The organism is Roseovarius sp. MBR-154 (assembly GCF_053628595.1).
In genome coordinates, this window is sequence record NZ_JBRJGR010000006.1 from 1 (window position 1) to 25,585 (window position 25,585).

Consider the following 25,585-nt stretch of genomic DNA (forward strand, 5'->3'; position numbering starts at 1 on the left):
ATCCGGATGCTGCTGGTCGGGTATTGCTTCGGCATCCGGTCCGAACGGCGGCTGTGCGAAGAGGTGCATCTGAACCTCGCGTATCGCTGGTTCTGCCGGCTTGACCTGAGTGACCGGGTCCCGGATCATTCGACGTTTTCAAAGAACCGGCACGGGCGCTTCCGCGACAGCGAACTTCTGCGACACCTGTTCGAGACGACTGTCGCGCGCTGCATCGCGGAGGGTCTGGTCAGTGGCCAACGCATGGCCATCGACGCCAGCCTGATCGAGGCGGATGCCAACAAGCAGAACTCGACGCCCAAAGAGGAATGGGACGCGGCACGGATCGACCCGGCCGATGCGCCACGCGCCGTGCGCGAGTATCTCGAAACGCTGGACGAGGCAGCATTCGGGGCGGCCAGCGAGGTCCAGCCCAAGTTCACCTCTCATTCCGACCCGGCCAGCCAGTGGACCGCAGCACGCAAGGGGCCGGCATTCTTCAGCTATTCTGACAACTACCTGATCGACACGGATCATGGCGTGATTGTCGATGTAGAAGCCACAAGGTCGATCCGGCAGGCCGAGGTCGGATCGACCAAGACCATGCTGAAGCGGGTGAAGGCCAGGTTCGATCTGCACCCCGAACGCCTGATCGCGGATACGGCTTACGGCACCGGGCCGATGCTGGGCTGGCTGGTCGATCGCAAGATCGCGCCGCACATCCCGGTTATAGACAAGTCCGGACGCAACGACGGCACTTGGACGCGGGCAGAGTTCGAGTGGGACGCCGAGAACGACCAATATATCTGCCCCGAGGGCCATGAGCTGAAGCAGTTCCGCCGCAACTACTCGGACCCGAACCGGGGACCAACCGGCAAGGGCACAGCCCGTTACCGCGCATTGAAGGACGTCTGCCAGGCGCGCCCATCCAAAGCCAAATGCTGCCCCAACGCCGAGGCGCGCAAGATCACCCGCGAAGAGAATGAAGACGCCCGCCAAGTCGCCCGCGACATCGCCAAGACCCGCCAATACGACATCTCGATGAAGCTCCGAAAAAAGGTCGAGATGCTATTTGCCCACCTCAAACGCATCCTTGGCCTAGGCCGACTGCGATTACGTGGTCCATGCGGCGCAAATGACGAATTCCTCCTCGCCGCAACCGCCCAGAACCTCCGGAAACTGGCCAAGATCTTTCCCGCACCGCAGCAAACGCGAAAAGCCTGACAGGAAAGCCGCTCGCGCCGCATTTGGAACAGCCATTTCTGCGCTCGCAAACGTTAGTTTTTCCACAGAATGGGCCACAAGCCATCCCCCTGTCGGGGACACCCCTCCAAGGTGCCCCGACCGCTTCCCGGACATCAGTTGCCGTGACCGTGGCCCTCTTTCGGCATGCGCTCCAGATCGACCGGAATGTCGAGCGTGATCTCGCCGGAGGTTTCGAAGACGAGGGTGAGGGGAATGGTCTTGCCCTGCTCGAACGGCTCGGTCAGCCCCATGAACATCACGTGGTGACCGCCGCGCTGGAGAAACAGCGTCTCGCCCGCTCCGAGATCGAAGCCCTCCTCGACATGCATCATCTTCATCACGCCGCCCTCTTCGCGGTGGGTGTGCAGTTCCACCCTCTTGGCGGCGGGGGATTTGACGGCGATCAGGCGGTCTGGCGCATCCCCGATATTCTCGATCAGCATGAAGGCGGCGCCGGTCTTGGCCATCGGGCTGGCGCTGCGGGCATAGGTGTCGAGCACGTGAATTTCCTGCGCCATGACAGGGGCGGCGAGGGCAAGGCCCGCAAGGGCGGCGAGAAACGTGGATTTGAGGGACATGATGTCGCTCCTTCTGGTCTGAATGTAAGGGATTTGCAGGGTCAGACCGACAGCGGTGGTGCCCGCGCCAACGGGGCGGGGCGCGCGAGGCTTGTCTCGTGACGGGCACTGGCTACAAGCCGACAGGCCGTTGCAGCCACATCGCGTGGCAGGGGCGACGGCGGGCGCGGTGCATCCGCGTAGAAGGCGAGCAGGCAATCCGGGCAGACATGCGGCGGTGTCGCGGGCTGGCCCTTGGCGTCCACCAGCACGGTGCGCGTGCCCTCGCCGGTGCAGAGCACCATCTGTCCCACCGGCTGCGCCGCGCCGCGCGCCACGGCAAGGCCGACGCTGGTCAGCGCCAGAAACAGGCAAAGCCCGAGGGCGGTTATGCGGCGCAGGATCGTCATTGCCCGCAGGTATAGGCGGGCGGGCGCGCACAGGACAAGCGACAAAACGTAACGGCAGCATCAAACGCAAACAGCCCCGCCAAAGGGGCAGGGCCGTGCGCGATCATCGCAATCTCGGTATCAGGCGCTGGCGGCCTGTGCCTTGGCGATTTCTTTCTTCACCTTGAGAGCCGACGGCGACAACTCGTCATCCTTGGCCTTGGCGAGAAAGGCGTCGAGCCCGCCCCGGTGATCGACGCTGCGCAGCGCGTGCGCCGAGATCCGCAGCTTGATGCCACGGTTCAGGGTTTCCGACTGCAGCGTCACATCGTTGAGGTTCGGCAGATACCGACGCTTGGTCTTGTTGTTGGCGTGGCTGGAGTTGTTGCCAACCATCGGGCCTTTTCCGGTCAGTTCGCAGCGGCGCGACATGGGGTCATCCTCGTTCTTGTTGAGGGCGCGGTCTGGCCCTTCTTAACACAAACGGGCACCGCCACCGGCAGCGCCCCGAAATCCGTTTTGGGTCTTTAGGCGCATTGCAGGGGGGCGTCAAGGGATTCGAGAGCGAAAAAGGCGGGTTGGCTTGCAAGAGGGCTGTGGTAGGGCTTGGCGCTAGTGGTCGGGGGGCGGCGGCTGGCCTTGAGCCGTCGTTCAGCGCCCGACCGCCCGGTCGCACCAAAGGTGCGCCGATACCGTGGACACGCCTCCGGCGTGACGGGCGGGCCGCACGGCTTATCTCTGAAGCGGTCAGCGACCGCTCAAGGCCACTCGCAGACCGTCATTTCAATTCCCTCGAACGATGCTAGGATTGCGGGGAATTCAAAGGGAGAACGCAATGCAGATCGTCCGAACGCAAGACGTCACGAGCAAGCAAGCCGATGCCGCCTATTTCACCGGTCGGGTCTGGCAGGAACCGGTGGCCGATGCGCCCGAGCCTGCGCGGGTGCGGGCATTGCGGGTCACTTTCGAGCCCGGCGCGCGCACGGCGTGGCATACGCATCCCCTCGGCCAGACGCTGCACGTGTTGTCGGGGGTTGGCCGCATCGGCACGCGGGACGGCACGGTAGAGGTGATCCGCGCCGGTGATACGGTCTGGATTCCCCCCGGCGAGGAGCATTGGCACGGTGCCGCGCCCGACCGGATGATGTGCCATCTGGCGATCCAGGAGGCGCAGGACGGGCGCACGGCGGATTGGCTCGAACAGGTGAGTGACACGGACTATGTCGGCGGCTAAGCGCCGCCTCGGCCGCGCGCGACCTCCAGAAACCTTTCGATTTCCGCGTCGGTGATCGACCAGTCGCAGACAAAGCGTGCCAGCAGCGGTTCATCCGCCGGGCCCTGATCGAGCGGGCCGTCATAGAGCGCATAGGCAGCGCCCGCCGCTTTCAGCCGCTGATGGGTTGCGCGCGGCAGGCGGGCGAAGATCATGTTGACTTGCGGTTCAAAGGTGATCTCGGCCTCGGGCAGGCCGCGCAATCCCTGTACCAGTCTTGTCGCCTGTGCATTGGCTGTCTGCGCCGTGGTCAGCCACACGTCGTCGGCCAGATAGCCCAGCATCTGTGCCGAGAGATAGCGATGCTTGGAAAACAGATGTGCCGAGCGTTTGCGGCGCAGCTCGAATTCCCATGCGTTCTCGGGGTTGAAGAAGATCACCGCCTCGACCCCGAGGCAGCCGTTCTTGGTGCCGCCCATCGACACCGCGTCGATGCCCGCCTGCCAAGTCATCTCGGCGGGGGTGCAGCCCAAAGCCGCTACCGCATTTGCAAAGCGCGCGCCGTCGAGGTAGCAGGGCAGGCCGTGGTCTCGCGCGACTTGGCTTAGCGCTGTGATTTCCGCGCAGCTATAGATACGCCCGCGCTCGGTCGCCTGCGTGAGCGCCAGCGGCCCGTGTTGCGGGTTATGCACGTCGCCCGCGGGCCAGGCGCTGATCGCGGCCTGCAACTCATCCGGCGTCATCTTGTCGGCCTCGCCCACAAGGCTGAGCTTTGCGCCGCCGGTAAAAAACTCGGGCGCGTTGCATTCATCGGTGTGGATATGCGCAAGCGGCGTGCAGAACACTGTCTGCCAGGGTTGCGACAGGGTGGCGAGGGCCAGCGCATTGGCCGCCGTGCCGGTCGCCACCAGATAGACGCTGGCTTGCGGTGCCTCGAACAGGGTGCGCAACCGGTCGCGCACCTGCTCCATAAGCGCCTCATCGCCATAGGACGGCATGTGCCCGGCATTGGCCTCGCTCATCGCCTGCATGACGGCGGGGAGCGCCGGGCCGGAATTGTCGGAGGCAAATTGCATCAGGTGGGCTCCTCTATGATATGCTCTTCCCAGTCATCCTCGGGCACGTCGAATTCAGGGATTGTGCGGTGCTGCATCGACACGCCCGCGTCATGCACGCTCTGCGGATCGCCGGAAATCAGCGGGTGCCAGTCGTAAAGCGGTTTGCCCTCGTAGAGTAGTTTATAGGCGCAGGTTTCGGGCAGCCAGTAGGCGTGGCGCTCGATCGTGTGGGGTTTGAGCGTGATGCATTCCGGCACGAATTGCTGGCGGATGGAATATTGCCCGCAGCGGCAGGTGGTGTCGTCGAAGAGACGGCAGGCAACACGGGTCAGGGCCACCTCGCCGGTCTCGTCATCCTCCAGCTTGTTGAGGCAGCATTTGCCGCAGCCATCGCAGAGCGCCTCCCATTCCTTTTGCGTCATCCGGTCGAGGCGGGTGGTTTCCCAGAAGCGCGGGCGCAATCCGCTGCGGTCGATGGGGTCGCTCATAGCGCGGCCAGTATGCTGCGCGCGCGGGCGCAATCGGCATCCATCTGCGCGATGAAGGCGTCGAGACTGTCAAATGTCTCCTCGGGGCGCAGGTAATCGACCAGCGCGACCGACAGCGGCGCGTCGTAGAGATCGCCGGAGAAGTCGAAGATGAAGGTTTCGAGATTGGGCACCTCGCCGTGGAACATCGGCCGCAGCCCAAGTGAGGCGGCGGCATGGTAATGCCCCTTATGCGGTCCGTCCAGCACATCGACGAGCACCGCATAGACGCCGAATTTCGGTGGGTGCAGCCCTTCGATGGACATGTTCGCGGTGGGATAGCCAAGCGTGCGACCCCGCTGTTCGCCGCCCACCACCGGCCCGTCGATGCGGTGCCAATGGCCCAGCATGGTGGCGGCGGCGCGTGGGTCGCCGTCTGAGAGCGCGCGGCGGATGGCGGTGGAAGAGACCTGACCGGCCTCGCCTTCGAGCAATTGCGCGATGGTCACGCCAAAGCCCATTTCCGCGCCGAACGCCTGCAAATCGGCGGCATTCCCGGCGCGCCCCTTGCCAAAGCAGAAATCCGCGCCGACGACAACATGGGCAAGGCCCAGCCCGTCGCGGATCACGCTTTGCGCAAAGGCATGGGGCGTGAGCGAGGCGAGGGCGGCGTTGAAGTTGATCTCATAAAGCCGCTCGACGCCGAGTTTTTCCAGCCGGTGCGCGCGTGCCTCGCGGCCCATCAGGCGGAAGGGGGGGGCGTCGGGGGCGAAATATTCGCGCGGATGCGGCTCGAAGGTCAGGATGCCCAAGGGGGCACCTGTTTCGCGCCCCGCAGCGCGCGCCCGGTCGATCACCGACAGGTGGCCGAGGTGGACGCCATCGAAATTGCCGATGGCGACAGAGGCCCCGCGATCGGCCTCGGTGACGTATGTGTAGTCCCGGATGATACGCATGGGGCATGGGGTAGCGTCGCGCGGCGGCGTGTGCAAGGGCGATCAGGCAGCGCGGCGTCGGAAGGTCGAGGCCAGATAGATCAGCATCAGGAGCAGGGCTGCGCCGGTCACGAATAGCGCGAGCGCGGCCATCAGGGGGGCAAGCGGCAGGAGCGTCGCAAAGGGCGCGGGCAGGGCGCCGGTGACAAGCGTCCAGCCCATCGTGGCGCCAAACCAGCCGAGGACCATCGCGGCTCCCGTCCCGAGGGTCGCGCGCAGCCCCGCGCGGCGCACCCGCAGACCCCGGCGCAGCGCGGTGACGGGATGGCTCAGATCCCGCCCGATGGCCAGCAGGGCAGGCACCACCAGCAGCACCAGCAGCATGCCGAAGCCCAGGCCGTAAACCAGCGTGATCACCGTGGGCTTGAGGAATTGCGCCTGCGTGGACCGCTCGAACAGGAGCGGCGCCAGCCCCAGAACGGTGGTGAGCGTCGTCAGTAGCACCGGGCGCAAGCGGTCACAGGTGCCCTCGATGATCGCGGGGATCAGCCCGCGCGTTTCGGCGTGCTCGTCAATCGAGGTCACCAGAACGATGGAATCGTTGATGATGATCCCGGTCATGCCCAATAGGCCCACCACGGTGAACATCGACAGCGGTACATCCCATTGCGCATGCCCCCAGATCGTGCCGACAAGGCCGAAGGGAATGATCGCCATCACCACGATGGGCCGGGTCCAACTGGCAAAGACCAGAGACAGAACGAGGTAGATGCCCAGAAGCGTCATGATCAGACCCATGCGCGCGTCGGCCATGAACTCGTCCTCTTGCTCCGAGAGCCCCGCGAGGCGGTATTCGACCTGATGTGTGGCGGCAATCTCGGGCAGGATTTCAGCCTCCAATGCGCGGCTGATCTCGGCGGCGCGGGCCGGGTCGTCTTCGGAGATGTCGCCGGTCACGTTTATCAGGCGCAGACCGTTCTCGCGCCGCACGGTGGCAAAGCCGGTGCGCTCGGTCACGCTGACCACGTCCCCGAGCGGCACGTATTGCCCCGAAGGCGCGCGCAGTTGCATGGTGTCGAGGAAATCGGCGGTGAGCTCACCTCGGGGCAGTTCGACCCGCACCTCGGCGGAGCGCGGTCCGTCGGGATAGGTGGCGGCCTCGATCCCGTTTACCCGGTGGCGCAGGACGCGGCCCAGATCGTCGATGGTAAAGCCCATGGCCGCGCCCTGCGGCGTCAGATCGAGGATCAGTTCGGATTTGTCATAGGCAAGGTTGTCTTCGAGCGCCGAGACCTCCGGGTAGCGCGCGAGGGCTGATTTGAGCGCCTCGGCGGCCTGCTTGAGCTCTTCTGCCGTCGCTCCGTGCAGCTCCACGTCGAGCGCATCGCCGCCCGGCCCCGAACGGCTGCCGCGAAAGCTGAGCGTCTCAGTGAGCGGCAGTTGCGTGACCTTTTCCTGCAGGTCAGCGACGAAGGCAAAGCTGGAATAGGGGCGCAGGTCGGGGTCGATCAACTCGATCGAGATGCCGCCCAGCAGGTCGGCATCCTTGGTGTCAGAGCCCGACAGACCGCGCCCCGAGGCGCCGCCCACCTGGGCGATCACATGGTTGAGCGGATTGGCTCCGTAGCGGTCCTCATACTCCGCGCCAAGCGCCTCGGTCGCGCGCTGCATCTCGCGCATCTGCGCCAGCGTGTCGGCACGGCTGGCGCCCGGCGCCATGGCGAAATTGCCCGAGACGCTGCCCTGCTCGGGCGCGTTGAAGAACCGCCATGTCACGTCGCCTTGCAAAAAACTGCCGATCTGTGTCGCCAGCAGAAGCACCGCACCTGCAAGTACCACATAGCGCGCCCGTATCAGCAGCCCGAGAAGGGGGCGAAAGGCGCGCTCTCGTACCCAGGTAAAGCCCCGGTTCACCACTCGGCTGGGCAGGTCGTACCAATGCGCCCTGGCGGAATGGGCCAGCGCGTGGGCCATGTGATTGGGCAGGATGAGAAAGCATTCCACCAGGCTCGCCGCCAGCACGGCGATCACGGTGAAGGGAATGTCGTAGATCAGGTCGCCGAACCGCCCGCCGATCACCGCAAGCCCGAAAAAGGCGATCAGCGTGGTCAGCGTGGCCGAGAAGACCGGCAGCGCCATGCGTCCGGCGGCGCGTTCGGCGGCGACCATCGGCGGCTCGCCATATCGGCGGTGGCGCGCGTCGGCATGTTCGCCCACAACGATGGCGTCATCCACCACGATGCCGAGGGTGATGATGATCGCGAAAAGCGAGATCATGTTGAGCGTCAGCCCGGCGGCATACATGATCGCCACCGCCGCCAGCATCGCCACCGGAATGCCAGCCGCCACCCAGAACGCGGTGCGCGCGTTGAGAAAGAGAAAGAGCAGCCCGACCACAAGGGCAAGCCCGGTCAGCGCATTGTCCAAGAGCATGTCGAGACGGCCCGATATGGCCTCGGACCGGGTGCGGATGAGGTCGATGGAGACCCCCTCGGGCAGGGTTTGCAGCATGGTGCCCGCCACGTCGCGCACCTGCGCCTCGATATCGAGCGCGTCGCCCTTGGCCGATCGGGTGACATTGACCGAGATCGCCGGGGTGTCGCCGACGAAATAGGCCACGTCGCGCGCCGCCCCCGCCACCCGGATATGCGCCACATCGCCGATGGTGAGGGCGGTGCCATCGCGCTCCATCCGTAGCGGTATCTCGGCGATCTCTGCGGGCCTGCGTTTGGCGGTGCCGGTGCGCACGCGGGTGTTGGCCCCTTCCATGTCGCCTGCCGGGTCGCTGGTGATCTCGGCGGCGATGGCGGTCGCGATCTCTTCCATCGTGATGCGATGCGCGATGAGGTTGGAGCCGGGCACCTCGACCACCGTTTCGGGGGCGGCGACCCCTTCGATCGTGGTGCGGGTCACGCCCGCGTCGAAGAGCCGGGCCACGAATTCGTCGGCGATGCGCGCCAGTTGCTCGGTGCCCACCGGGCCGGTGATCACCACATCGGTCACGCTGTCGCGCCACGCGCCGCGCCGCACCACTGGCTCGTCGGCCTCCTCGGGCAGGGTGGTGATCTGATCGAGTGCCGCCTGCACCTCGTCGGCGGCGCGGCCCATGTCCCAGTCGGGCTCGAATTCCAGCACGACGGAAGCGCTGTTCTCACGGCTCGACGCGCGCGAGCTTTCAACGCCCTCGACCGCCAGCAGGGCAGGTTCGAGCAGTTGCACGATGGCGCTGTCCACGTCCTCGGCGCTCGCCCCTTCCCATGTGACCGAGACGGAAACGTTGTCGATGATGATATCGGGGAAGAACTGCGCGCGCATGCGCGGCATCGCCATCAGGCCAAGTGCGATCAGCAGCACCAGAAGCAGGTTGGCCGCCGTGCGGTGGCGGGTGAACCATGAGATGAGGCCGATCATTCGCCTCAGCCCCCCATCCGGCGTTCGAGCCGTTCGACGGTTTGCGCGGGCACCTCCGGGCGTTCCAGTTCAGCCAGCAGGCGGGCGCGCATCGGTGCGGGCATGGCGCGGTCGCCCTCGACATAGGCGCGCAGGCGGGCGCGGCGGTCGGGGTCGAGCGTGAGGGTCGCCCCGGCATTGGCCTCCGGGCTCAGGCGGCGCACCTTGATGTCGGGGCCGAGGACCGGGCTGCGTTCGCTGACCACCTCGCGCCCGGCAAGTCCTGTGCCGCGCACGAGGATGTCATTGCCTTGACGGCGCAGCAGGGTGACGGGCAGGGCTTCGAGCCGCTCCTCGGCATCAAGCGCCAGCACCGTGCCCTCCGGCCCGAGGGCTGTGGCGGGCAGGCGGATCACCGCCTCAATCGCGGGTTCCTCGACGCTGACGGAAACGAAATCGCCCGGTTTCATGGCGGGGGCAACGCTGAGTGTGGCAAAGAGCATGCGGCCGCTTTCGCCTTCGGCCAGGCTCGCTGATTGCCGGGTGATCTGTCCGGTGGCGGTCAGGTCGAGCCCGCCGGTGTCGAGCGTGACGGTGACGGGGGCGGGCAGCAGCGTGCCGTTTTCATTCAAAAGACGGGCATATTGCGAGGTCGAGACGCGGAACGCGACCTCGAGCGCCGTGCCGTCAACGAGGGTGGCCATCTGCTCATTGGCCGTCACAAGCCGCCCCTCGATCACCGTCACATCGCTAAGCGTGCCCGAAAATCCGGCGGTGATGCGGGTTTCTGCCAGGCGCCGCTCGGCCTCGGACAGGGCCAGTTCGGCACGGGCGGTCGCGGTCTTGGCCTGATCGACGCGGGCCTCGGCCAAGGCCAGCGCCTGGCGGCTGGCAAGCACCGCCTGTCGTGCCTGTACTACGTTATATTCGGCGGTTTCCACCGCAGTCAGGGTGCCGACGCCACGGTCTTCGAGGTCGCGCTGGCGGGCCAGCGCCCGGTCCTGAATCTCGGCCTGATCGCGGCGCGCGGCCAACTCGTCCTGTGCGAGGTCGAGCGCGCGGGCGGCCTCGCGCTCTTCGGCGCGGGCGTCGTCGAGATCGGTGCGCGCGCGGCTGACGGCGGTCTCTGCATCGGCGGGGTCGATCCGGGCGAGGAACTGCCCGGTCTGAACCGCACCGCCCTCGACGAAATCGGGTGACAGTTCGGTGAGAATGCCGGTCACCTGGGCGCGGATTTCCAGCGTGCGGCGGCTCTCGATCTGGCCAAAGGCCGAAAGGACGGGTGTGATTCGCGCCTCTTCGGCGGTCACCGTGCGCACGGCAAAGACCCGCTCGCGGCGTTCGGGCGCGCGCGGCTCCTGGGCCATGCGCTCCTGCACGGCGCTGACCACGATCTGTCCGGCATAGGCCAGCAAACCCAGGGTCAGTGACAGAAGGAAGAGGCCGAAAAGCCCCTGACGCAGAAACCGCATGGCGTGCCACTCTCTTATCACCGGCCCGGCGGGCTGGCGGATGGACTACATTTAACCGCGACAGGCCAAATGCCAAGTCACGGGAGAGTTATACGCGGGCCGCATTCATTTCCGGCGCTGATGCTCGTCGAGCCGTGGCATGATCTCGACAAAGTTGCAGGGGCGGTGGCGGTAATCCAGTTGCGGGCCAAGAATGTCGTCCCAGGCGTCCTTGCACGCACCTGGGCTGCCGGGCAGGGCAAAGAGATAGGTGCCGCCCGCAACGCCGCCCGTGGCTCGGCTCTGGATCGCCGAGGTGCCGATCTTCTGCATCGAAACCATAGTGAAGACCGTGCCAAACGCGTCGATCTCTTTCTCGTAGACATCGCGATGCGCCTCGACCGTCACGTCGCGCCCCGTAAGGCCGGTGCCGCCGGTGGAGATCACGACGTCCACCTCCGGGCTCGCTACCCATTCGCGCAGTTGATCGGCGATTTGATCGCGCTCGTCGCGCACGATCATCCGGTCGGCAAGGATATGACCCGCCGCCTCGAGTCGCTTGACCAGCGTATCGCCGGAGCGGTCATCGGCCATGTCGCGGGTATCCGAGACGGTGAGAACGGCGATGCGGACGGGGATGAAATCCTTGGTGTCGTCAATGCGGGACATGATTGGTCAGCTCCGGGACATGAGGGCAAGACGGGCAGCAAGCGCCGTGAAGATCGCGGCCGAGGCGTAGCCCAGCCCGCGGTTGAAGCGCGCCGAGGTGGCAAGGCGGCGGCCCAGCCCCGCGGCAAAGACGCCGACCGCGCCGTTGATGACAAACCCGCCCACGGCCAGCACAAGGCCGTAGACCAGGAATTGCGGCAGGATGGCGCGGTCGGGGTCGATGAATTGTGGAACAAAAGCCAGCACGAAGAGGATCACCTTGGGGTTCAGCAGGTTCACCAGCATCCCTTCGCGAAAGGCGCGGGCGGGGCGCAGCACGGGCGCGTCGGGGCGCATCGGCCCCTGACGCAGCGCCCCCCAGGCGAGCCACAGAAGATAGCCCACGCCGAGCCAGCGGATCACGTCGAGCGCCAGCGGCAGGGCGGCGATCACGGCGGCAAGACCCAGCCCCGCCAGCGTGACATGCACGATACCGCCTGCCGAGATGCCCGCACTCGCGGCGATGGCCGCGCGCGGGCCTGCCCGCAGCCCGAGGCCGAGGCAGAACATCATGTCCGCCCCCGGCGTGAGGTTGAGCGCGAGGGCGGCGGGGACAAAAGCCAGCAGTGTCAGCGGATCGACGATCATGCCCGCCCCGCAAGCCGCGCCTTGAGCGCCAGAAGATCGGCCCAGGCCTCGCGCTTGGCCGCCGGGTTGCGCAAGAGATAGGCCGGGTGGAACATCGGCAGGGCGGGTTTGCCATAGGCTTGCGCCCACTGCCCGCGCAACCGGGTGATACCGCGCTTGCCCAGCCCCGCCTCGCAGCTGATATTGCCCATCAGGACGATGAGATCGGGGTTGGCCAGTTCCACATGCCGCGCCATGAAGGGGCGCATCATGGCGATCTCATCGGCATTGGGGTCGCGGTTCTGCGGAGGACGCCACGGCAGGATATTGGTGATATAGAGCGCGGTTTCGGGCGTCTCGGCCCCGCGCGACAGGCCAATGGCGCCGAACATCCGGTCGAGCAACTGCCCGGCGCGGCCCACGAAGGGTTTGCCCTGCATATCCTCGTCGCGGCCCGGCGCCTCGCCGATGATCATCAGCCGCGCGGCGGGGCTGCCGTCACAGAACACCAGGTTGCGCGCACCGCGCCGCAGGTCGCAATGCGGATAGGCGGCAAGCGCCGTGCGCAGCGCGTCGAGCGTCGGGGCCGTCGCGGCGACAGCTGTCGCCTCTGCCACCGGATCGGCCTCGGCGGCGACCTGTGCGGCGGACTCGGTGGCAGGCTGTGCTGCGGATTTCGCCAGTGTCTCGGGGACCGCGTACCGATTGACGGGCGCATCGCCGATCGCCTCGGTCGCGCCAAGTTCGATCTGCCAGGCAAGGCTGGCGAGTGCTGTCTCAGGAGTGACGGGCGATTCCATGGGCGCGATGCTATCCCGCGCGGGCGGCGCGGGAAAGGGGGATGAGGGCGCCTTTCAACCGGGCCGGTCCTCCCCGGAGTCTTAGCAGCGCTTTTGGCTCAGGGTGTCAAATCGCCGGTCCGGACTACAGCTTTTTCATTTGGAGTGAGACGATATACCCGGTATCCGCAGGGCACCGTACCCCTGTTGTCACCACCAAACGAGGACGCCATGACGTTCATGCCAACCCGCATCCGCACCATTCTCAGAGCAGGAGGGTTGACGCTGGTGCTGCTGACCTCTGCCAACGGCAGCTTTGCCCAGGATGCGCTGCAACGGACCGCGCAGGAGGTCGAGACACGTCTCGGCGGACGTATCGGCTATGCCATGGAGGATCTCGCCAGCGGTCAGGACTGGGGTTACCAGGCTGACGAGCGGTTTCCGGTTTCCAGCACGTTCAAGGCCCTGCTCTGCGGGGTGATCCTGGTCCGCGTCGATGCCGGAGAGGAGCGTCTGGACCGTCGCATCGCCTTTGGGCGCGACGATCTGGTGACCTATTCGCCCGTGACCGAACGCCATGTCGATGAGGGGATGACCGTCGGCGAACTGTGCGAGGCCGCCATCACGATCAGCGACAATACGGCGGGCAACCTGCTGCTGGCAACAATCGGCGGTCCACAGGGATTCACCGCCGCGCTGCGCGCGCTCGGCGATCGGACAACCCGCCTCGACCGCTGGGAGACCGCGCTCAACGAGGGCAGGCCGGGCGACATGCGCGATACCAGCACGCCGCGCGCTGCGCTGTCCACGCTCAAGGCGCTGCTCTTCGGCGACAGCTTGTCGTCGGCCTCGCGCCAGCAACTCGTCGGCTGGATGATCGCCGATGCGGTCGCGGACGATCTATTGCGTGCCAGCCTGCCCGAGGATTGGATTATCGGTGACAAGTCCGGTGCCGGCGGGCATGGCTCGCGCTCTATTATCGCGGTGGTCTGGCCGTCGCCCGACCGCCCGGTTCTGGCCGCGATCTACATGACACAGAACGATGCGGACATGCCCGCGCGCAATGCCGCCATCGCCAAGATCGGTGCGGCGATGTTCGAAACGCTTTCGCTTAAGTAATCTGTCGGCAGGCCAGATCACGCCTCGCGGTCATGCGCCTTGAGCCGGGCATGCAGCGCACCCGCCTCGCGCGCGCCCGCCTCGAGCGCGAAGACATAGGCATGGGTCAGGTAGAAGCAGGACGCGTCGAGATCGTTCACCGCATCGGCGGCCTGGGCATAAAGCTTGATCAGCGCGCGGCGGTCGCCCGCCTGGTGCGCGCTGATCATTCTCGCATCGAGATCCGTCATTCCGCCGCCCTCGCGAGGGCGCGATGCGCCTCGATCTTGCCCGCAACCCAGTCGTGAAAGCAATGCGTTGGGCTGTCCATCACCGGCGAGAAGCGCCCGCCGTCAAACCCCTCGGCGTGGCGGCCGCGCTGCATGCCCTGGACCACGAAGATATCCTCTTCGAACACGGTCTTCCAAAGCTGGGTGTTGCGCATGCGCAGCCCTTCGTCGCTGCGCGGCACCGAATAGTAGAGGTGGATGTGCTCGACGGTGCGTTCGGGCCCCTTTGGCTCGAGAACGATGGCAAAGGCATGGTCGCGGTGCACGCCCAAGAGGACGTTGGGATAGGCCGCGATATATTCGGCCTGCTCGTTCCACCTGGCGCCGACATCCTCGAAATCGGGGAATTTCTCGCCGTCCTCGTTGGTGAGTTGACGGTAGACCATCGTGCCCTGACCGGAATACTCGCCCGGTTTCTCGATGTGGTAATGATCCTCCAGCTTGGAATAGCTGTTGAGACCGGGATGCACCCAGGGCAGGTGATAGCTCTCGCAGTAATTCTCGACGGCGAGTTTCCAGTTGGTCTGCACCTCAAGCTCGAACCGGCTGTCATGGCCGCCGTGATAGAGCGGCAGGTCGAATTCGGACCAGCGGGCGATCAGATCGGCCATCGCCTCCTCGAACGGCGCGGCGTCGCCCGAGACGTTAATCCAGACGACATCGCGCCAGATATGGCTGCGGACCTCGTTGAGGCCAAGCTCATCGCGCTTGATGCTGTCATGGGTGTTGTGGCCCGGCCCGCCGACATGCGGTGTCGAGACGAGCGCGCCCTTGGTCGAATAGCACCACGAATGGTAAGGACAGCGAATGGCCCCCTCGATCTTGCGCGGTTCCTCAACGAGGATCATGCCGCGATGGCGGCAGATGTTCTGGAAGACCCGAACATCGCCGTCCTTGTCCCGGATCAGCAGCAGCGGCATGCCGAGAAATTCGAGCGGCTTGGCGTCGCCCGGTTCCGGCACATCGGCGGCGACGGCAAGCCCGGCCCATTGGCTGAACAGCAGCGCGTGCTTTTCTTCCTCATAGACTGCGGGGTCGATGTAATGCGCATTGGGCAGGCCATGCGCCTGCGCCACGGAGGCGCGTACCTGCGAGAGATCGGTCAAGGAAGGGGGCATCGCATCGTCTCCTGAACATCATGCTTGCGGCAGATTAGGGGCGATCAGGGCGGCGGGGCCGTCCGTCTGCGACCTTCGGCTTTCCTCAAGGCGACATCGGGGCGCGCTGCGCGCGCTCACGCTTATTTGCTTTCCGCGTGATCGCCGTGCCGTGCAACCCTCGCGCGGATATGGGCAGGATGGGGGGATGACATGGTCGGGATCGTCTTGTGGAGCGATGCGCCCGGTCTGCGGCTTCTGATCTGGTGCGAGGATCAGGGCGGGTTGGTCTATTACGACGGATCGCACGAAAGGACGATCCCCGCCGCGACCGCCGGGGATCTCGTTCAGGTGGACGGGCCGGGGACGGGCATCCTGCGTCAGGCCCGGGCTGTGCAACTGGTCAGGCAGGGTGTCGCGGCCCAGGCCCCGCAATTGCTGCTGCGCGAGGCCGCACGCCGTGGGGCCGCGCAGCCCGGCGTCTGAGATCAGGCACCGCGCGACAAGGCGGCGACGCCGGTGCGGGCCATTTCCACCAGTCCCAGGGGCCGCATCAATTCGGCGAAGGCATCGATCTTGTCGGGCGCGCCGGTGATCTCGAAGACGAAGCTGCCCAGTGTGCTGTCGACCGCATTGGCACGGAAGATATCCGCCAGACGCAGCGCCTCGACCCGCTTGTCGCCCTCGCCCTGCACCTTCAGCAGCGCCAGTTCACGCTCCACGCTCGCCCCTTCGACGGTGAGGTCATGCACCTCGTGCACCGGCACGATACGGCCCAGCTGCGCCTTGATCTGCTCGATCACCTGCGGGGTGCCGGTGGTGACGATGGTGATGCGGGAGGTGTGGCCTGTATGGTCGACTTCGGCCACGGTGAGGCTGTCGATATTGTAGCCGCGCCCAGAGAAGAGGCCGATCACGCGGGCCAGAACGCCGGGCTCGTTGTCGACGATCACGGCGAGGGTATGGGTTTCCTGTACGTCCGAGAATTGCGGGCGCAGGTTATAGGCGGAATGCTTGGACGAGCCTTTTTTGATTTTCAGGGGGGACATTGATGTATTCCTTGTTGAGGCTTCCTTGTCCCGGAATTTTCAAAAATTCCGGGACTTTTTCTTTTCAAGAAAATGGGCTTACACCAGCACCGCGCCGCCTTCCTTGATGGCGTCCTTGGTGGAGGCTTCGCCCAGAAGCATCTTGTTATGCGGCTCGCCCGACGGGATCATCGGGAAGCAGTTCTCGTGCTTTTCGACGAGGCAGTCGAAGATCACCGGCCCGTCGTAATCGAGCATCTCCATGATCGCGTCATCGAGATCGGCGGGGTCGCGGCAGAGGATGCCCTTGGCCCCGAAGGCCTCGGCCAGTTTCACGAAATCGGGCAGCGCCTCGGACCACGACGACGAATACCGCTCGCCATGCAAGAGTTCCTGCCATTGCCGGACCATGCCGAGGCGTTCGTTGTTGAGGATGAACTGCTTGACCGGCAGGCGGTATTGCACGGCGGTGCCCATCTCCTGCATGTTCATCAGCCACGAGGCCTCGCCCGCTACGTTGATCACCAGCGCCTCGGGATGGGCCATCTGCACCCCGATGGAGGCCGGAAAGCCGTAACCCATGGTGCCCAAGCCGCCCGAGGTCATCCAGCGGTTGGGGCCCTCGAAGCCGAGATATTGCGCCGCCCACATCTGGTGCTGACCGACCTCGGTGCAGATGTAGCGGTCATGCCCCTTGGTCAATGCCTCAAGCCGTTCGAGCGCGTATTGCGGCTTGATCGTGGGTCCCGCCTGCTTGAACTTCAGGCAATCGACCTTCTGCCATTCCTCGATCCGGGACCACCACTTGGCGATGGACTCGCGGTTGACCTTGCCGCCGCGTGCCTTCCAGACTTCGAGCACATCGCCGAGAACATTCGCGATGTCGCCTACGATTGGGATGTCGGTCTTGATCACCTTGTTGATCGACGAGGGGTCGATGTCGATATGCGCCTTGATGCTGTCGGGGCTGAACGCATCGAGCCGCCCGGTGATCCGGTCGTCGAAGCGTGCGCCGATATTGATCATGAGATCACAGCCATGCATCGCCATGTTGGCCTCGTAAAGCCCGTGCATGCCCAGCATCCCAAGCCAGTGCCTGCCGGAGGCCGGATAGGCCCCGAGGCCCATCAGCGTCGAGGTGATCGGGATGCCGGTGGCCTCGACCAGTTCACGCAGCAATTGGCTCGCGGCGGGCCCCGAGTTGATCACGCCGCCACCGGTATAAAAGATCGGGCGCTTGGCCTTTTCGATCGCGGCCACCAGATCGGTGATTCCCTCGATATCGCCCTTGACCTGCGGCTGATAGTGATGCGTGCGCGCCTTTTGGGGCGAGACATAATCGGCCGCCGCAAATTGCACGTCCTTGGGGATGTCGACCAGCACCGGGCCGGGGCGGCCCGAGGTCGCGACATGAAACGCCTGATGGATCGTGTCCGACAGGTGCTTGGTGTCGCTCACCAGCCAGTTATGCTTGGTGCAGGGACGGGTGATGCCCACCGTGTCGGCCTCCTGAAAGGCATCGTTGCCAATCATGAATGTGGGCACCTGACCGGTCAGCACGACCAGCGGGATGCTGTCCATCAGCGCATCGGTGAGGCCGGTGACGGCATTCGTGGCACCCGGACCGGAGGTCACCAGAACGACGCCGGGGCGTCCGGTGGCGCGTGCGTAACCTTCGGCGGCATGCACCGCGCCCTGTTCGTGGCGCACGAGGACGTGACGAATGTCGTTTTGCTGAAAGATCTCGTCATAGATCGGTAGCACGGCGCCACCGGGATATCCGAATACGACGTCCACGCCCTGATCCTTGAGGGCTTGAACCACCATTTTCGCTCCGGTCATCTGACGTGTCATGTGCTTGTGCTCCGTATGTGACGTCATTTCAGTTCGCATAAAAAAGCCCCCGGTCGTGAGACGGGGGCGCATGGGGAACCACCAGGGTGTCCGTTACCGGCCCATGCGCCACGTGCCTGCGATGTCTACTAGCGTGTCCACCCGCGCGACTCCCTTGCTGCGTGGCCGAGACATTAGGTCTGGCAGTGGGGGGCGTCAAGGCGATATGGCGGATAAAATGTCGCAAATCGGGGGCTCTTCTTTGCATTTGTTGCGTGATTTTCCCTGAATCGGTTGGACGCAATGATGATGCATGGGTATCATAGGGGCCGACCATGGCGCGAACAGCCACAGTCGCTGCCAGCCGACGGGGGCTGCCACGCAGGATCTCCATGATCTCCACCTCTCCGCCGAGGCATGGCGCAATCCGCAGAATTCGCGCACCGAAGATGGCGATTTCGATCGGGTTATGGCGGCGGGTCGGCCGCTTACCGGTCGGCCGCTTACCGGTCGGGCGTGTCCCAGTCGGCGGGCGGCGCGTTGCGTCGTCGCAGCCGCAGCGCAAGGCCGAGCGCCGCGCCGGTGCCGATGGCTACGGTCAGATCGGCCAGCACGGTAAGGATAAGGGTGAGCAGCAACAGCGCCAGGTCGGCCCGAGGCAGGGCGATATAGCCACGCCATTTCTGCGGTTCGGCCATGTTCCACGCGGTCAGGATCAGCAGGCCCGCCAGCGCGGGCATCGCCAGATAGCCCGCGAGCGGGGCAGCGAGCAGCATCACGATCAGGATGGTCACTGCATGGACCATGCCCGCCACGGGTGTGAGTCCGCCCGCGCGCACATTGGTCGCCGTGCGCGCGATCGCCCCGGTGGCGGGCAGCCCGCCAAAGAGCGCCGATCCGATATTCGCCGCGCCGCCCGCGATGACCTCGGCATTGGAGCGGTATCTGCCGCCGATCATCCGGTCGGCCACCGAGGCCGACAGCAGCGATTCCACCCCCGCAAGGAACGCGATCACGAGAGCCGAGGGCAGTAGTTCGATGATCCGTGCGAGGCTGAGATCGGGCAGCGCGGGCAGGGGCAGGGTCGCCGACAGCGCGCCATAACGCGCGCCGAGCGTGTCCACCGGCAGGTGCCAAAACGCCACCGCCGCCGAGGCCGCCCCTACGGCGAGGATGAGCCCCGGATAACGCGGTGCTGCGCGGCGCAGGGCGACGATCAGGATCATGGTGCCAAGGCCGATCATCAGGGAGGCACTGCTCAGCGTGTCGCGCGCCTGCCAGAGCACGCCCAGCTTTTCGAGGAATTCGCCTGGCAGGTCGTCGGTGGTCAGGCCGAGCAGGTCGCGGATCTGGCTGGTGGCAATGATGATCGCGATGCCGATGGTGAAGCCGTGGATCACCGGCTCGGGGATATGGCGGACGAGGCTGCCCGCGCGCAATGCCCCCGCAACGAGCAGGATCGCGCCCGCCATCAGCGTGGCAAGGATCAGCCCGTCATGGCCATATTCTGCGATGACGCCGTACACCACGACGATGAAGGCGCCTGTCGGTCCGCCGATCTGCACCCGGCTCCCGCCGAGGGCCGAAATCAGGAACCCGCCGATGATCGCCGTGGTCAGTCCGGTGGCGGGGTCCGCGCCCGAGGCGATGGCGATGGCGATGCTGAGCGGCAGAGCCACCATCGCCACGGTGATCCCGGCAAGGACGTCGGCGCGCAGCATCGCGACGGTATAGCCGGGCAGGGTGCTGAGGATCTTGGGTTTCATGGCTCTTATCAACACCCGTGCGGCGGGGCGATCAAGTGACAATCCGGTCGTTGGTGTCGCACCGAGTCGGGTGCACGAAGATTTTACCGCGATCCGGAAAGAACGGTTTGCTCATCTGCGGGCCGTCGCGGTCGGGGGGCGGACCCCGTGTTTATGGCCAGTCGCCATTTCGCTGCACCTTGGGTTTCACCCACCCTGCCACGTGACGTTGAACGGCGGAAAAGGCCGGACAGATCGCTGCGCCTAGCCTTGCATCAGCGCCCGCGCCGCCAGCCGGGCCTCTTCGGTGATACGGTCGCCCGAGAGCATCCGGGCGATCTCGTCCAGCCGCTCCGGCCCGTCCATCGCGGTCACGGTGGACAGGGTCATCTCCGCCTGCACGCGCTTTTCGACCCGCCAGTGATGCGCTCCACGCGCGGCCACTTGCGGCGAATGCGTGACCACCAGCACCTGGCCGTTCTCGGCTAGCTGCGCCAGACGCCGACCCACGGCATCCGCCGTGGCCCCGCCGACCCCGCGGTCGATCTCGTCGAAGATCATCGTCAGGCCGCTGTCGGTGCCCGCAAGACAGACCTTCAGCGCCAGCAGGAAGCGGCTCAACTCCCCACCAGAGGCGATCTTGTTGAGCGGTCCCGCCGGTGCGCCGGGATTGGTTGCGACGGTAAAGGTCACCTCGTCGCGGCCCGATGGCCCCGGCTCGACCAAGCGGATCGCGGTGGTAAAAACCGCGCGCTCCATCTTGAGCGGGGCCAGTTCCGCCATGACCGCGCGGTCGAGCGCCTGCGCGGCCGCGTGGCGGGCGGCACTCAATGCCTCGGCCCCGGTCTCATAGGCGCGGTCGGCCTCCTCGAGCGCCGCGCGCAGGGTTTCAAGATCCGCATCGCCCGCATCAAGGGCCGCGATCTGGCCGCGCAGGTTGTCGGCAAAGCCACCAAGATCGTCGGGCTGCACCCCGTGCTTGCGCGCCAGCGCCCGGATCGCGAAGAGCCGCTCCTCGGCCTGTTCCAGTTCCAGTGGATCGAAGCTCATCGCCTCGAGCGCGCGCTCCACCCCGCGCCCGGCCTCGTCCAGCTCCACGAGCGCGCGGTTAAGCGCGGCGAGCGGGGCGTCAAGCGCCCCTTCGGCCTGATCCGAGACCCCGTCGAGCCAGCGCAGCGCATCACCTGCCGCGCCTTCCGCCCCGTCCGACCCGATCAGCGTTGCCGCGCGGGCGATATCCTCGCGAATGCGCTCGGCCCCCTGCATCAGCCGTCGGCGGATATCGAGCTCTTCCTCCTCGCCCGGCTGCGGATCGAGCGCGTCGAGTTCGGCCACGGCATGGCGCAGGAAATCCTCCTCGGTGCGCATCTTGTCGAGTGCCGCCTCGGCGTCGTCCAATGCCTTGCGCGCCTTCGACCGCGCGCCCCATGCCGCACGCAAGGCGTCGCGCTGCGCCCCGAGATCGCCATAGGCATCGAGGATCGCGCGATGTCCCTTCGGGTCGAGCAGGCCGCGATCGTCCTGCTGGCCATGCAGTTCGACGAGCACCGCCGACAGCCGCCGCAACACCTCGCCCGAGGCGCGCCGGTCGTTGACCCAGGCGGTCTTGCGCCCGTCGGCGGTGTTGACGCGCCGCAGGATCAGCTCGTCGCTGTCGGGAAAGCCCGCCTCCTCCAGCACCGCGCGTGCCGGATGGCCCTGGCCGAGATCGAAAACCGCCACCACCTCGCCGCGCTCGGCCCCGGCGCGCACCAGATCGGCGCGCCCGCGCCAGCCCAGCACGAAACCGAGACTGTCGAGCAGGATCGACTTGCCCGCGCCGGTCTCGCCAGTCAGCACGTTGAGACCCGGCCGGAAATTCAATTCCAGCCGGTCGATGATCAGAATGTCGCGGATTTCAAGCGCACAGAGCATGCAGTGAACCCGTAGGGCGGGGTTTCACCCCGCCATCCCTTATAGCCAGCGGCCCTGAATGGTCTGGCGATAGACCTGCCGCAGCCAATTGTCGCCCGCCGCCTCCAGCGTCAGCCCGCGCCCGGTCAGGAGCTTGTAGCTGTCCTCGTACCACTCCGTGCCACGGAAGTTGTAGCCCAGGATGGCCCCGGCGGTGCGCGCCTCGTCAACCAGGCCGAGCGAGAGGTACGACTCGACCAGCCGGTGCAGCGCTTCGGCGGTGTGGGTGGTGGTCTGGAAATCCTCGACCACGACGCGGAACCGGTTGATCGCCGCCGCGAAGTTGTCGCGCTTGAGGTAGTAGCGGCCGATCTCCATCTCCTTGGAGGCAAGATGATCGAAGGCAAGGTCGAATTTCAGGATCGCGGCATTGGCGTATTCGCTGTCAGGATAGCGCTCGATCACCTCGCGCAGGGATTGCAGCGCCTGAAAGGTCAGCCCCTGATCGCGCCCGACCTCGTCGATCTGATCGTAATAGCTCAGCGCCAGCAGGTATTGCGCATAGGCGGCGTCCTCATCGGTGGGGTAGAAGTCGATGAAGCGCTGTGCGGCGGAGCGGCTCTGTTCGTAATCGCGGTCCTGATGATGGGCAAAGGCCTGCATGATCACCGCCCGCTTGGCGAGATCGGAATAGGGATAGAGCCGCTCGACCTCGGCAAAGCTCTGGGCGGCGAGATCGGGATCGTTCTGCGCCAGATCATACTCTGCGCGCTCGAAAATCTGCTGCGCGGTGTAATTCTCGTAATTCACCGTGCCACGCTCGACGCTTTCGCGGTCGCCGCAGCCGACCAGTGCCAGCACCGCGACGGCGGCGCCGATCAGTCTGGCCCGGGGCTTGCCCTCACTCATGCGCGTTCATTCTCCAGGTTTCGTCCGGGCGGGGGGCAGGCCCCGCATGTGACCCTGCTCCTAGCACAGAAATTCGCGGTGCAAAACGCCTTTGCCGCATTTTACGGGCCGGGACATCAGGCTGCGCGGGCAAGGCTTTCGGAATAGAGGCCCGCGCCCGGCAGCCCGGCCGCAGTGCGGCTGTCGCAGGTCGCGATCTCGTAGTTGGAGGGGTCGGCGAAAACCGCGCGCAGCAAGGCGGCCGTCAGCGCATGGCCCGCGAGATGGCCCCGGTAATGGCCCAGGATCGCGACCCCGGCGAGGCCCAGATCGCCCATTGCGTCCAGCATCTTGTGGCGCACCGCCTCGTCCCAGTGGCGCAGCCCGCCCGGTGTCAGCACCCGGTCGTCATCGACCACCACCGCATTGTCAAAAGACCCGCCAAGCGCAAGCCCGTTCGCATGCATCGTGCTGATATCGGCCCGGCGGCAGAAGGTGCGGCAATTCGACAATTCGCGCACGAAACTGCCATTGGACATGTCGAGCGACTTGCGCTGAACGCCGATCGCCGTATCCGCAAAGGCGATGTCGAATTCGATGCGCAGGGTCGGGGCGGGGGACAGGCTGGCGCGGGCCTCGCCGCGCGCCACATGAACGGGTCGACGCAGCCGCATAACCCGCAGCGGTTCGGCGCTGACTTGCGTTCCGGCGGCCAGGATCTTTTCGACGAAGGGCGTGGCGCTGCCATCGAGGATCGGCAGTTCGGGCCCGTCGATATCAACCATGACATTGTGAATGCCGCAGCCCGCAAGGGCGGCCATCAGATGCTCGACGGTGCTGACCGACGCGCCCTCAGCATTGGTCAGCCGCGTACAGAGCGCCGAGGGGGCAACCCGGTGCCAGAGGGCGGGGATGACGCTTGCGGCGGTGCCGGGATCGGTGCGGCGGAACAAGATGCCGGTGCCCGGCGCGGCAGGCCGCAGAACCATGCGGGCCTGCCTGCCGCCATGCAGCCCGACCCCTTCGAAGATCAACGGAAATTTGATCGTTCTCTGCACGGTCACCCCCGAGCGCGGCCAGTCGCTTCATTCGCACCGGATCCGGGCATGCCCTCCCCTTTGGGAGCAGGACATATCGCGGCGGTTTCCGCGCTTGTACGTCGGGACCCGCGTCCGCTCAATTCAATCTTTGCAACCGATTGAAACATCGCGCGGTGACGATGCCCGCGCGCGACCGGCGACTGCTGCCGACGCACCGCAAAAGGCCGCCTGACGGCGGCCTTTCATGACGTGTTTCGAGGCAGGTTTGTCAGTTTGCCTGACGGCGCAGGAAGGCCGGAATCTCGATCTGCTCGTCCTCGTCCTGCGCGCGCGGTGCGGCCTGCTGCGTGGGCGAGGACTGCACCTGCGGCTGCTGCCGCGCGGGGCGCGGGGCATCCGGGGCGGCGCTGTGGCCGGTCATCCGATTGATCAGCGAGTTGATCCCGAAGCGCTGGTGGCGTTCTTCGCCCGCGGCCGGTTTCTGGGCGGCAGGAGCCCCGCTGCGCGGCTGTTGGTGCTGCGACGCGGCTCTGCCCACAGCGGCCTGCAGGCGTTGCATCGCCTCGGGCGAGGGGGTGCCGGGCGCAGGCGCGCGGGGCGCGACAAAGCTCTCGGCCTCATCTTCAGGCTCCATGGAGCCATGCGCGGCGGGGGCGAACTCCTCGGTGCGCGGCTGATAGGCGGGCGGCGGCAGACCGGCATCATCCTCCTCGAAGATGTCCTCCATCTGCTCCTCGGCGGCAGCGCGCTGTGCGTCGACCTCTTCGAACAGCGACGGCTCCGGCTCCTCGCGGCGGGCGGCGACCGATGCGTCCGCGACAGCCGGTGTTTCGACCTCGACGGCCTCGGGCTGCTTGAGTGGCTGTGCCAGCGAGCGGCGCGGCAGCGGCGTCTCGAGCGGCTCGGCCGCGTCGATGCCGGTGGCCACGACGCTGACGCGCATGGAGCCTTCCATCGACGGATCGAGCGTGGAGCCGACGATGATATTGGCATCCGGGTCCACTTCCTCGCGGATACGGTTGGCGGCTTCGTCCAACTCGAAGAGCGTCAGGTCATGCCCGCCGGTGATGTTGATGAGCACGCCCTTGGCGCCACGCAGGCTGATCTCATCCAGCAGCGGGTTTGCTATCGCCTTCTCGGCAGCCTGAATGGCGCGATCCTCGCCGCTATCCTCGCCGGTGCCCATCATCGCCTTGCCCATCTCGTCCATCACGGCGCGCACATCGGCGAAATCGAGGTTGATGAGACCGGGGCGCACCATCAGGTCGGTCACGCCCTTGACGCCCTGATAAAGCACGTCATCGGCAAGGCTGAACGCCTCGGTGAAGGTGGTCTTTTCGTTGGCCAGCCGGAACAGGTTCTGGTTGGGGATGATGATCAAGGTGTCGACCATCTTCTGCAGGGCCTCGACCCCTTCCTCGGCCTGGCGCATCCGCTTGGCCCCTTCGAACTGGAAGGGCTTGGTCACAACGCCGACGGTCAGCACACCGAGTTCGCGCGCAGCCTGCGCGATGATCGGGGCCGCCCCGGTGCCGGTGCCGCCGCCCATGCCGGCGGTGATGAAGCACATATGCGCGCCCGCCAGATGATCGACGATCTGCTCGATGCTTTCTTCGGCGGCGGCAGCGCCGACCGAGGCCCGGGCACCGGCGCCCAGACCCTCAGTCACCTTCACGCCAAGTTGCACGCGGTGTTCCGCGTTCGACTGGCTCAGCGCCTGCGCGTCGGTATTGGCCACCACGAAATCCACACCATCGAGCTCTTTCTCGATCATGTTGTTCACGGCATTGCCACCCGCCCCGCCGACACCGAACACGGTGATCCGGGGCTTCAGCTCGTCATGTCCGGGCATTGAAAGGTTGAGTGTCATCGCTGTGTCCGCCTGTCGTTATGGCCACGTTTTCGGGCCGATTTCCGCCTGATTGGGTCCATTCT

General features: G+C 65.9%; 24 protein-coding genes. 4 read left to right on the forward strand and 20 right to left on the reverse strand.

The genetic code is table 11. From position 1 onward, the window contains the following. On the forward strand, positions 1-1,203 hold a 1,203-nt coding region (locus ACSSV4_RS09530; RefSeq protein ID WP_454274910.1), incomplete at its 5' end, for an IS1182-like element ISRssp12 family transposase. Positions 1,204-1,337: 134 nt separating this feature from the next. On the opposite strand, the gene ACSSV4_RS09535 is transcribed toward ACSSV4_RS09530, so the two are convergent. From ACSSV4_RS09535 to rpmB, 3 genes are all read right to left on the reverse strand, one after another. Continuing rightward, the gene (locus ACSSV4_RS09535; protein ID WP_454274911.1) at positions 1,338-1,802 is read right to left on the reverse strand and encodes a copper chaperone PCu(A)C; all 465 of its coding nucleotides are present in this window, start codon (positions 1,800-1,802) and stop codon (positions 1,338-1,340) included. 41 nt (positions 1,803-1,843) lie between these two features. Next, on the reverse strand, positions 1,844-2,191 hold the full coding sequence (locus ACSSV4_RS09540) for a hypothetical protein (protein WP_454274912.1): 348 nt from the start codon (positions 2,189-2,191) through the stop codon (positions 1,844-1,846). 120 nt (positions 2,192-2,311) lie between these two features. Next, positions 2,312-2,602, reverse strand: a complete 291-nt coding sequence (gene rpmB / locus ACSSV4_RS09545) for a 50S ribosomal protein L28 (protein ID WP_050662501.1) — start codon at positions 2,600-2,602, stop codon at positions 2,312-2,314. 403 nt (positions 2,603-3,005) lie between these two features. Between rpmB and ACSSV4_RS09550 the strand changes: the two genes are divergently transcribed. Next, a complete protein-coding gene (locus tag ACSSV4_RS09550; RefSeq protein ID WP_454274913.1) occupies positions 3,006-3,404 on the forward strand; it encodes a (R)-mandelonitrile lyase in 399 nt (132 codons plus the stop codon). On the opposite strand, the gene ACSSV4_RS09555 is transcribed toward ACSSV4_RS09550, so the two are convergent. The 8 genes from ACSSV4_RS09555 to ACSSV4_RS09590 form a co-directional block, all read right to left on the reverse strand. Next, positions 3,401-4,459, reverse strand: coding sequence for a threonine aldolase family protein (locus ACSSV4_RS09555; protein ID WP_454274914.1), 1,059 nt, complete (start codon positions 4,457-4,459; stop codon positions 3,401-3,403). The two genes, ACSSV4_RS09550 and ACSSV4_RS09555, sit on opposite strands and share 4 nt — an antisense overlap. Beyond that, on the reverse strand, positions 4,459-4,929 hold the full coding sequence (locus ACSSV4_RS09560; protein WP_454274915.1) for a YcgN family cysteine cluster protein: 471 nt from the start codon (positions 4,927-4,929) through the stop codon (positions 4,459-4,461). The genes ACSSV4_RS09555 and ACSSV4_RS09560 overlap by 1 nt, the downstream gene beginning before the upstream one ends. Then, positions 4,926-5,864, reverse strand: coding sequence for a bifunctional riboflavin kinase/FAD synthetase (locus tag ACSSV4_RS09565; protein ID WP_454274916.1), 939 nt, complete (start codon positions 5,862-5,864; stop codon positions 4,926-4,928). The genes ACSSV4_RS09560 and ACSSV4_RS09565 overlap by 4 nt, the downstream gene beginning before the upstream one ends. Positions 5,865-5,906: 42 nt before the next feature. Beyond that, positions 5,907-9,254, reverse strand: coding sequence for an efflux RND transporter permease subunit (locus ACSSV4_RS09570; protein WP_454274917.1), 3,348 nt, complete (start codon positions 9,252-9,254; stop codon positions 5,907-5,909). Between the two features lie 5 nt (positions 9,255-9,259). Continuing rightward, complete coding sequence (locus tag ACSSV4_RS09575) at positions 9,260-10,705, reverse strand: efflux RND transporter periplasmic adaptor subunit (protein WP_454274918.1); 1,446 nt, start codon at positions 10,703-10,705, stop codon at positions 9,260-9,262. 105 nt (positions 10,706-10,810) lie between these two features. Continuing rightward, positions 10,811-11,353 (reverse strand): molybdenum cofactor biosynthesis protein B, encoded by a 543-nt coding sequence (gene moaB / locus ACSSV4_RS09580; RefSeq protein WP_454274919.1) that lies wholly within the window; start codon positions 11,351-11,353, stop codon positions 10,811-10,813. 6 nt (positions 11,354-11,359) lie between these two features. Further along, a complete protein-coding gene (locus ACSSV4_RS09585) occupies positions 11,360-11,980 on the reverse strand; it encodes a LysE family translocator (protein WP_454274920.1) in 621 nt (206 codons plus the stop codon). Next, complete coding sequence (locus ACSSV4_RS09590) at positions 11,977-12,759, reverse strand: uracil-DNA glycosylase (RefSeq protein WP_454274921.1); 783 nt, start codon at positions 12,757-12,759, stop codon at positions 11,977-11,979. Before ACSSV4_RS09590 ends, ACSSV4_RS09585 begins: the two co-directional genes overlap by 4 nt. Before the next feature lie 219 nt (positions 12,760-12,978). Between ACSSV4_RS09590 and bla the strand changes: the two genes are divergently transcribed. Further along, positions 12,979-13,857: a class A beta-lactamase gene (bla, locus tag ACSSV4_RS09595; protein ID WP_454275112.1), complete on the forward strand. Its 879-nt coding sequence runs from the start codon at positions 12,979-12,981 to the stop codon at positions 13,855-13,857. Between the two features lie 17 nt (positions 13,858-13,874). Here bla and ACSSV4_RS09600 read toward each other — a convergent pair whose 3' ends face one another. Beyond that, positions 13,875-14,066 carry a hypothetical protein gene (locus tag ACSSV4_RS09600; RefSeq protein WP_454274922.1) on the reverse strand — a complete coding sequence of 64 codons (192 nt, stop codon included), beginning with the start codon at positions 14,064-14,066 and terminating at the stop codon, positions 13,875-13,877. A gap of 17 nt (positions 14,067-14,083) precedes the next feature. Beyond that, the gene (locus tag ACSSV4_RS09605; protein ID WP_454274923.1) at positions 14,084-15,244 is read right to left on the reverse strand and encodes an aromatic ring-hydroxylating oxygenase subunit alpha; all 1,161 of its coding nucleotides are present in this window, start codon (positions 15,242-15,244) and stop codon (positions 14,084-14,086) included. A gap of 192 nt (positions 15,245-15,436) precedes the next feature. On the opposite strand from ACSSV4_RS09605, the gene ACSSV4_RS09610 reads away from it, so the two are divergent. Further along, positions 15,437-15,709, forward strand: coding sequence for a hypothetical protein (locus ACSSV4_RS09610; RefSeq protein ID WP_454274924.1), 273 nt, complete (start codon positions 15,437-15,439; stop codon positions 15,707-15,709). Between the two features lie 2 nt (positions 15,710-15,711). Here ACSSV4_RS09610 and ilvN read toward each other — a convergent pair whose 3' ends face one another. The 7 genes from ilvN to ftsZ form a co-directional block, all read right to left on the reverse strand. Beyond that, positions 15,712-16,272, reverse strand: coding sequence for an acetolactate synthase small subunit (gene ilvN / locus ACSSV4_RS09615; protein WP_454274925.1), 561 nt, complete (start codon positions 16,270-16,272; stop codon positions 15,712-15,714). A gap of 78 nt (positions 16,273-16,350) precedes the next feature. Further along, positions 16,351-18,105: an acetolactate synthase 3 large subunit gene (locus tag ACSSV4_RS09620; protein WP_454274926.1), complete on the reverse strand. Its 1,755-nt coding sequence runs from the start codon at positions 18,103-18,105 to the stop codon at positions 16,351-16,353. A 482-nt stretch (positions 18,106-18,587) separates the two neighbouring features. Then, on the reverse strand, positions 18,588-19,850 hold the full coding sequence (locus tag ACSSV4_RS09625; RefSeq protein ID WP_454274927.1) for a SulP family inorganic anion transporter: 1,263 nt from the start codon (positions 19,848-19,850) through the stop codon (positions 18,588-18,590). A gap of 243 nt (positions 19,851-20,093) precedes the next feature. Continuing rightward, a complete protein-coding gene (recN, locus tag ACSSV4_RS09630; protein ID WP_454274928.1) occupies positions 20,094-21,743 on the reverse strand; it encodes a DNA repair protein RecN in 1,650 nt (549 codons plus the stop codon). A gap of 39 nt (positions 21,744-21,782) precedes the next feature. Continuing rightward, the gene (locus tag ACSSV4_RS09635; protein WP_454274929.1) at positions 21,783-22,631 is read right to left on the reverse strand and encodes an outer membrane protein assembly factor BamD; all 849 of its coding nucleotides are present in this window, start codon (positions 22,629-22,631) and stop codon (positions 21,783-21,785) included. Between the two features lie 116 nt (positions 22,632-22,747). Then, the gene (gene lpxC, locus ACSSV4_RS09640) at positions 22,748-23,668 is read right to left on the reverse strand and encodes a UDP-3-O-acyl-N-acetylglucosamine deacetylase (RefSeq protein WP_454274930.1); all 921 of its coding nucleotides are present in this window, start codon (positions 23,666-23,668) and stop codon (positions 22,748-22,750) included. 250 nt (positions 23,669-23,918) lie between these two features. Then, complete coding sequence (gene ftsZ / locus ACSSV4_RS09645; RefSeq protein ID WP_454274931.1) at positions 23,919-25,520, reverse strand: cell division protein FtsZ; 1,602 nt, start codon at positions 25,518-25,520, stop codon at positions 23,919-23,921. Between the last annotated feature and the right edge of the window lie 65 nt (positions 25,521-25,585).